This window comes from Streptomyces sp. NPDC049577, assembly GCF_040675635.1.
In the GTDB taxonomy this organism is placed as follows: domain Bacteria; phylum Actinomycetota; class Actinomycetes; order Streptomycetales; family Streptomycetaceae; genus Streptomyces.
Window position 1 is genome coordinate 1 of sequence record NZ_JBFAPH010000325.1, and the last position, 7,167, is coordinate 7,167.

The window sequence follows — 7,167 nt, forward strand, 5'->3', positions numbered from 1 at the left end:
GGTGCCGCACCTTCCGGAAGCGCTTGCAGGGCCCCTTACAGGGCCACGCCGAGCAGCGCGTCCACCGCGCGCGAGACCAGGCCCGGCGCGCCCTCGTCGGTGCCGCCGTCGGCGGCCTGGGCCGCGGCCCAGCGGTCGACGGCCGCGAGCGCCGCGGGGGCGTCGAGGTCGTCGGCGAGGGCCTCGCGGATCTCCTCGACGAGCGCGTCCGCGGACGGGCCGTCGGGGCGGGAGACCGCGGCGCGCCAGCGGCCGAGGCGCTCGACCGCCTCGTCGAGCACGGCGTCCGTCCACTCCCAGTTCGCGCGGTAGTGGTGGGCCAGCAGGGAGAGACGGATGGCGGCGGGGTCGACGCCGTCCCGGCGGAGCGCGGAGACGAAGACGAGGTTGCCCTTCGACTTCGACATCTTCTCGCCGTGCAGGGCGACCATGCCGGCGTGGACGTACGTCTTGGCGAAGGGGTGCTCACCGGTGAGCGCCTGGGCGTGCGAGGCGCCCATCTCGTGGTGCGGGAAGACGAGGTCGGAGCCGCCGCCCTGGACGTCGAAGCCCATGCCGAAGTACTTCAGGGCGATGGCGACGCACTCGATGTGCCAGCCGGGGCGGCCACGGCCGAGGCTGGCCCCGTCCCAGCTGGGCTCGCCCGGGCGGGCGGCCATCCACAGCATCGGGTCGACGGGGTTCTTCTTGCCGGGGCGGTCCGGGTCGCCGCCGCGCTCGGCGGAGAGCAGCCGCATGGCCTCGGCGTCGAGGTGGGAGACGCCGCCGAAGGAGGGGTCGGAGGCGACGGAGAAGTAGATGTCGCCCTCCAGCTCGTAGGCGGCACCGGCGTCGCGCAGCCGCTCCACCAGGGGGACGATCTCGGGTATGGACTCGACGGCACCGATGTAGTGGCGCGGCGGGAGCATCCGCAGGGCGGTCATGTCCTCGCGGAAGAGGGCCGTCTCGCGCTCGGCGAGGGCCGTCCAGTCGTCGCCGTTGGCCAGGGCCCGCTCCAGCAGCGGGTCGTCCACGTCGGTGACGTTCTGGACGTAGTGAACCTGCCGCTTGGTGTCGAGCCACACGCGCTGCACGAGGTCGAACGCGTTGTAGGTCGCCGCGTGCCCCATGTGGGTGGCGTCGTAGGGCGTGATGCCGCAGACGTAGAGGCGGGCGACGGGACCGGGGGCGAGGGTCACCCGTCCGCCGGTCGCGGTGTCGTGGATCCGGAGGTCGCGGCCACTGCCGGGCAGGGCGGGCACCTCTGAAGCGGGCCAGGCATGCATGCCCTGAGCGTAACCGGACGCGGGTTCCGGATACGAACCGGATACCGCTCTTGGCCGAAGACGCGCTCTTGACTACACCGGCGGCCAGGGTATGGCCGGCCACTGACCGCTCGGCTCGCGGTGGCGTCCCGTGCGCAGGAGATCGGCCACCCGCGCGCGCAGCGCGTCGATCTCCGCGGGTGTGATCAGCTCGGCCAGCCGCACAGCGAGAGGGTGCCCCTCGGCCAGATTGGCCGAAAGTCGCTCCAGGGCCTCCACCGCCTCCGGCGGCAGCGGCTCCCCCGCCCACCCCCACAGCAGCGTCCGCAGCTTGTCGTCGGCGTTGAAGGTCACACCGTGGTCGATGGCGTAGAGCCGGCCGTCGGCGGCGGGCAGCAGGTGGCCGCCCTTGCGGTCCCCGTTGTTGATCACGGCGTCGAGGACGGCGAGGCGGCGCAGCCGCTCGTCGTCGGCGTGGACGAGCAGGGCGGTGCGGTCCTCGCCGAGGTCGGCGTAGCCGACGGCCTTCCAGCCGGGGCCCGGGTCCCCCTCCTCGACGAGGGCGAGGAGGGCCTCACCGGTCTCCTCGTCCGTGCTCGCCTCGATCCACAGCTGGCACATGCCGGGCCCGTACGGGCCGTCGCGCAGGACGGTGGGCGGGACGAGCCCCCAGCCCATGGCCTCGGAGAGCTCGTAGGCGGCGACCTCGCGCTGGGCCAGCGTGCCGTCGGGGAAGTCCCACAGGGGCCGCTCCCCCGCGACCGGCTTGTAGACGCAGGCGGCGCTGTGGCCCTCGTACTCGACCGTGCAGTAGAGCACGGCGTTGGAGGCCCCGCTGATCCGTCCGCGCACCGTGAGCTCGCCGTGGGTCAGCAGCTCGTGCGGGGTCACGCTCCGCGGCGGTATCCGTTCTGGCGCGGACATACGTGTCCCTCCGGATCGAGTGGCAGGCTGCACAGCGGGCACGGCGGCCGGCCGGCGTTGACGACTTCCAGGGCGCGCTTGGCGAAGGCGCGGGCCATGGTGCCGGTGATCCGGACGCGCAGCATCGGCGGCCCGTTCAGGTCGTCCTGGAGCAGGCGCTCCTCGGCCTCGGCGAGGTCCTCGTCGGTATCGGCCTCCAGCTCGACGAGGGCCTGCGCCTCGACGACCATGCGCTGGCTCTCGCCGTCCCAGGCCAGAGCCATGGTGCCGACGCGGAACTCCTCCTCGATGGGGGTCTCCAGCGGGGCGCTGTCGGCGAGTTCGACCGGGGCCACGGCAGGCACGGGGGCGGCGCCGCCGGTGCGGCGGACGACCTCGTCCAGCAGTTCGTCGATGCGCTCGGCGAGGGCTTCGACCTGGGCCTTCTCCAGCACGACGGTGGTGGTCCGGCCCGCGGCGGTGGCCTGGAGGAAGAAGGTGCGGCGACCCGGCAGCCCGACCGTACCGGCGACGAAGCGGTCCGGCGGGTCATAGAGGAACACCTGACGGGACAACGTCCTGCTCCAAGGGGTTCGGTGGGCGGAGTGTCGGAAGCGGTCGGCGCTCGGGGGAGGCCCCTGCGCGATCAGGCGGGGCGCCGCGGGCGGGCCCGCGTCACCACCCTACTGCTCGTGGCGATCACGGTGCCCCCGCCCCGCCCCCGACGGCCGCGTTGCCCGCGTCGGGGCCGCTGCCCGGGGCGTCCGGGCGGGGCGCGAGGGCGGCGAGGTCACCCGTGTCGCCCAGCCGCAGCAGATAGGGGCGCAGCCGGGTGTAGCGGACGGCGGTGACGGAGCAGGGGTCGACGTGGACGCGCTGGAAGAGGTCGAGGTGCAGCCCGAGGGCGTCGGCGACGAGGGACTTGATGATGTCGCCGTGGGAGCACATGAGGTAGACGGCGTCGGGGCCGTGCTCGCGCTCGATCCGCTCGTTCCAGTCGTGCACGGCCTCGACGGCGCGGTTCTGCATCGCGCGCACGGACTCGCCGCCGGGGAAGGCGGCGGCGGAGGGGTGCCGCTGGACGATCTCCATCAGCGGCTCGTCGTTCAGCTCGGCGAGCTTGCGGCCCGACCAGTCGCCGTAGTGGCACTCGCCGATGCGCTCGTCGGTGTGCAGCGGCAGCCCGGGGCGGGCGGCGAGCAGCGGCGCGAGGGTCTCGCGGCAGCGCTGCAGGGGGCTGGTGACCGCGGCGGCGAGCGGCACCTCCGCCAGCCTGCCCGGGAGGGCGGCGGCCTGGGCGGCGCCGCGCTCGTCCAGGGCGACGCCCGGGGTCCAGCCCGCGAGCACGCCCCCGGTGTTGGCGGTGGACCGGCCGTGCCGGACCAGGATGAGGGTGGGCATGGCCGCCAGCCTAACGGGGGTGTAGTGGCGGCGGACCGGCGGAAGAATCACTTGCATGATCGTGGACTGCGCCATCTACCAGCACGGGCGCCGGACCGAGGGCCCGGCCGACCTGTCGGACGCCCTCGAAGCGGCGCGCGCCGAGGGCGACTCCTTCGTGTGGATCGGGCTGTACGAGCCGACCGAGAAGGAGTTCGACCTGGTGACGAGTGAGTTCGGGCTGCATCCGCTCGCGGTGGAGGACGCGCTCAACGCGCACCAGCGGCCGAAGCTGGAGGTCTACGACGACTCGCTGTTCATGGTGCTCAAGCCCGTCGTGTACGACGACGTGCGGAACACCGTCACCACCGACGAGCTGATGCTCTTCGTCGGCCGCTGCTTCGTGGTGAGCGTCCGGCATGGCGAGGGCACGCCGCTGGCGGCGGTGCGGCGGCGGCTGGAGGACGACCCGGAGATGCTGGCCCACGGGCCCACGGCGGTGCTGTACGCGGTGAGCGACGCGGTCGTGGACCACTACACGGACGTGGCGGTCCTGCTCCACGCGGACCTGGACGAGCTGGAGGCCGAGGTCTTCGCGCCACTGGGTGAGGACGTCCGGCACATGGCGTCCCGGATCTACTCCTTCAAGCGCCAGGTGGTGGAGTTCCGCCGGGCGACGCTCCCGCTCGTCGAGCCGCTGGCGCGGCTGGCGGGGCTGTCGGGCGGGCGGCTGCCGTTCGTCGACGAGAAGTCGCGGCCGTTCTTCCGGGACGTCAGCGACCATCTGACCCGGGCGAACGAGTCGGTGGAGAGCCTGGACCGGCTGCTTTCGGACATCCTCTCGGCCCATCTGGCGCAGATGGGCGTCCAGCAGAACGACGACATGCGCAAGATCTCGGCCTGGGCGGCGATGGCGGCCGTCCCCACCATGATCGCCGGGGTCTACGGGATGAACTTCACCCACATGCCGGAGCTGCGGCAGGTGTGGGCGTATCCCGCGGTGGTGGCGCTGATGGCCGGTCTGGTCTTCTGGCTGTACAAGCTGTTCAAGAGACGGGGCTGGCTGTAGGCCCCCGGGCGGCTCGAGAGGAACCCGCGCGGCCTCGGACCGACCCGGGCGCCGAGGACGCCGGGCCGCCCGGCGCGCCGCGCCGCCGCGGCGGGCGGAGGGTGACCATCCGCCGCGTCCGGCGGGGCGTAACCCCTGGGGCGTACGGCCCGTTGTGCCCGGTGCCGGCCGTGGCGGGGAAGACACCCCGAGCCCCCACCACGGCCGAAGGGCGGTTACGCGAGCCCGGCGCGCTCCAGGGCCTCGGTGCCCGCGCGCAGGGCGGCGATGCGGTCGTCGAGGGTGAAGCCGGCCGGGGCCAGCGACAGGGTGGTCACGCCCGCGTCCGCGTAGGCGCGCATCCGGTCGGCGATGCGGTCGACGGGGCCCAGCAGGCTCGTGGAGTCGATCAGCTCGCGCGGGACGGCCGCCGCCGCGCCCTGCTTGTCGCCGGAGAGGTACTTCTCCTGGATCTCGGCCGCCGCCTTCTCGTACCCCATGCGCTGGGCGAGCTTGTTGTAGAAGTTCTGCTTGGCGCTGCCCATGCCGCCGACGTACAGGGCGGTGTACGGGCGGAAGAGGTCGGCGAGGGCGTCCACGTCGTCGCCCACGGCCATCGGCACGGTCGGGACGAGGTCGAAGCCGTCCAGGTCCAGGCCCGCCTTCGCCCGGCCCGCGCGGATCGGGCCGAGCGTGGTCTCCTCGGCGTGCTCGGGGGCGAAGAAGACCACCAGGGCGCCGTCGGCGATCTCGCCGGTCTGCTCCAGGTTCTTCGGGCCGATCGCGGCGATGTAGAGCGGGATGTGCTCGCGCACCGGGTGGACGGTGAGCTTGATGGGCTTGCCGGGGCCGCCGGGCAGCGGCAGCGTCCAGTGGTCGCCCTCGTGCACCACGCGCTCGCGGGACATCGCCTTGCGGATGATCTCGACGTACTCGCGGGTGCGGGCGAGCGGCTTGTCGAACTTCACGCCGTACCAGCCCTCGGAGACCTGCGGGCCGGAGACGCCGAGGCCGAGCCGGAAGCGGCCGCCGGAGAGCGAGTCGAGGGTGGCGGCCGTCATCGCCGTCATGGTGGGCGTGCGGGCCGGGATCTGGAAGATCGCCGAGCCGACGTCGATCCGCTCGGTCTGCGCCGCGACCCAGGACAGCACGGTGGGGGCGTCGGAGCCGTACGCCTCGGCGGCCCAGCAGACCGCGTACCCCAGGCGGTCGGCCTCGCGGGCGACCGCCAGGTTGTCCGCGTCCATCCCGGCTCCCCAGTAGCCGAGGTTGATTCCGAGCCGCATCCGAGCCATCGGGGGCACCCCTTACTGATCAGTAACGTCGTCGTTGCCGGGACTCTAGCGCGCCGCCCCGCGGTACGTCACCGGCCTGCGACCGGTCTCACGGGAAGCACTAACCTCAGCGCCCATGGAGCAGAGGCATCTCGGCCGTACCGGCCTGCGCGTATCCCGGCTCGGGCTCGGCACGCTCACCTGGGGCCGGGACACCGGGGAACCTGAGGCCGCGGACCAGCTCAAAGCCTTCTGGGAGGCGGGCGGCACGCTCGTCGACACGGCCGACGTCTACGCGGACGGCTGCGCCGAGTACCTGCTCGGGCAGCTGATCGGCGATCTGGTGCCGCGCCGGGACCTGGTCGTCGCGACGAAGGCCGGCAGCGTCCTGGACCCCGACCGCCGGGTCGACGGTTCGCGCGGCCATCTGCTCGCCGCGCTCGACGCCTCCCTGGAACGGCTGGGCACCGACCACGTCGACCTCTGGCAGATCCACGCCTTCGACCCGCACACACCGCTGGAGGAGACGTTGCAGGCCCTGGACATCGCCGTGAGCAGCGGCCGGGCCCGCTACGCGGGCGTCTCCAACTTCTGCGGCTGGCAGCTGGCCAAGGCCGCGACCTGGCAGCTCGCGGCGCCGGGCACCCGGACCAGACTGGCCGGCACGCAGATGGAGTACTCGCTGCTGCAGCGCGGCATCGAGCGCGAGGTGCTGCCCGCCGCGCTCGACCTGGGCATCGGCGTCCTGCCGTCCTCCCCGCTGGGCCGGGGCGTGCTCACCGGCAAGTACCGGCACGCCACGCCGTCCGGCTCGCGGGGCGCGTCCGAGCACCTGGCGCCCTTCGTCGCCCCCTACCTGGACGACGCGGCGAGCAGGGTCGTCGACGCGGTCGCCACGGCCGCCCACGGCCTCGCCACCACGCCGCTGGAGGTGGCCCTGGCCTGGGTCCGGGACCGGCCGGGCGTCGTCGCCCCGATCGTCGGCGCGCGGACGGCGCAGCAGCTGCGGGCGGCGTTGTCAGTGGAGGCCCTTACGCTTCCGGACGAGATCTGCCAGGCGCTCGACGACGTGTCGGCGCCCGTGCACCGCTATCCCGATCAGGACTGGAGCACGCTGTGACCAGCGACCGCCACGCCGGGCCCGGCCGCCCCGAGGGCGAGCCCCCCGCCGCCTCCGCCACCCCCTCCCCCGAGGACGGAACCGCCGCGGCCGGCCCGGTCGCGGCCGCGCTGATGGCCGCCGTGCGCGCCGTGGAGAGCGGGGAGCGCTCGGCGGACTCCTTCTTCACCGAGCCCGCGAGGCGCCGGGCCCCCGCGC

The 7,167-nt window shown here is 73.7% G+C and carries 8 protein-coding genes; 3 read left to right on the forward strand and 5 right to left on the reverse strand.

Features of this window, described 5'->3' with window-relative positions; all coding sequences use genetic code 11:
• Positions 1 to 35 precede the first annotated feature (35 nt).
• The 4 genes from mshC to AB0K09_RS27115 all read right to left on the reverse strand — a co-directional run bounded on the left by mshC (position 36) and on the right by AB0K09_RS27115 (position 3,548).
• Positions 36 to 1,265, reverse strand: coding sequence for a cysteine--1-D-myo-inosityl 2-amino-2-deoxy-alpha-D-glucopyranoside ligase (gene mshC, locus AB0K09_RS27100; RefSeq protein WP_366068027.1), 1,230 nt, complete (start codon positions 1,263 to 1,265; stop codon positions 36 to 38).
• A gap of 72 nt (positions 1,266 to 1,337) precedes the next feature.
• On the reverse strand, positions 1,338 to 2,168 hold the full coding sequence (locus tag AB0K09_RS27105; protein WP_366068028.1) for an SCO1664 family protein: 831 nt from the start codon (positions 2,166 to 2,168) through the stop codon (positions 1,338 to 1,340).
• Positions 2,132 to 2,722, reverse strand: a complete 591-nt coding sequence (locus AB0K09_RS27110; protein WP_366068029.1) for a DUF3090 domain-containing protein — start codon at positions 2,720 to 2,722, stop codon at positions 2,132 to 2,134. Before AB0K09_RS27110 ends, AB0K09_RS27105 begins: the two co-directional genes overlap by 37 nt.
• Before the next feature lie 124 nt (positions 2,723 to 2,846).
• Positions 2,847 to 3,548: a histidine phosphatase family protein gene (locus AB0K09_RS27115; protein WP_366068030.1), complete on the reverse strand. Its 702-nt coding sequence runs from the start codon at positions 3,546 to 3,548 to the stop codon at positions 2,847 to 2,849.
• Positions 3,549 to 3,603: 55 nt separating this feature from the next.
• Between AB0K09_RS27115 and AB0K09_RS27120 the strand changes: the two genes are divergently transcribed.
• Positions 3,604 to 4,596, forward strand: a complete 993-nt coding sequence (locus AB0K09_RS27120; protein WP_366068031.1) for a magnesium and cobalt transport protein CorA — start codon at positions 3,604 to 3,606, stop codon at positions 4,594 to 4,596.
• A gap of 215 nt (positions 4,597 to 4,811) precedes the next feature.
• Here AB0K09_RS27120 and AB0K09_RS27125 read toward each other — a convergent pair whose 3' ends face one another.
• Entirely contained in the window at positions 4,812 to 5,861 is a 1,050-nt protein-coding gene (locus tag AB0K09_RS27125) for an LLM class F420-dependent oxidoreductase (RefSeq protein WP_366068032.1), read from the reverse strand.
• Positions 5,862 to 5,985: 124 nt separating this feature from the next.
• Here AB0K09_RS27125 and AB0K09_RS27130 point away from each other — a divergent pair, with 124 nt between their 5' ends.
• A complete protein-coding gene (locus AB0K09_RS27130) occupies positions 5,986 to 6,969 on the forward strand; it encodes an aldo/keto reductase (protein ID WP_366068033.1) in 984 nt (327 codons plus the stop codon).
• Positions 6,966 to 7,167: hypothetical protein (locus AB0K09_RS27135; protein ID WP_366068034.1), on the forward strand; the 202-nt coding region annotated here is incomplete at its 3' end. The genes AB0K09_RS27130 and AB0K09_RS27135, both read left to right, overlap by 4 nt.

What these genes read in the sequence shown, in the direction of transcription:
- mshC (WP_366068027.1), bottom strand. Translation starts at nt 1,265, where the DNA reads ATGCATGCCTGGCCCGCTTCAGAGGTGCCCGCCCTGCCCGGCAGTGGC.
- AB0K09_RS27105 (WP_366068028.1), bottom strand. Translation starts at nt 2,168, where the DNA reads ATGTCCGCGCCAGAACGGATACCGCCGCGGAGCGTGACCCCGCACGAG.
- AB0K09_RS27115 (WP_366068030.1), bottom strand. Translation starts at nt 3,548, where the DNA reads ATGCCCACCCTCATCCTGGTCCGGCACGGCCGGTCCACCGCCAACACC.
- AB0K09_RS27120 (WP_366068031.1), top strand. Translation starts at nt 3,604, where the DNA reads ATGATCGTGGACTGCGCCATCTACCAGCACGGGCGCCGGACCGAGGGC.
- AB0K09_RS27125 (WP_366068032.1), bottom strand. Translation starts at nt 5,861, where the DNA reads ATGCGGCTCGGAATCAACCTCGGCTACTGGGGAGCCGGGATGGACGCG.
- AB0K09_RS27130 (WP_366068033.1), top strand. Translation starts at nt 5,986, where the DNA reads ATGGAGCAGAGGCATCTCGGCCGTACCGGCCTGCGCGTATCCCGGCTC.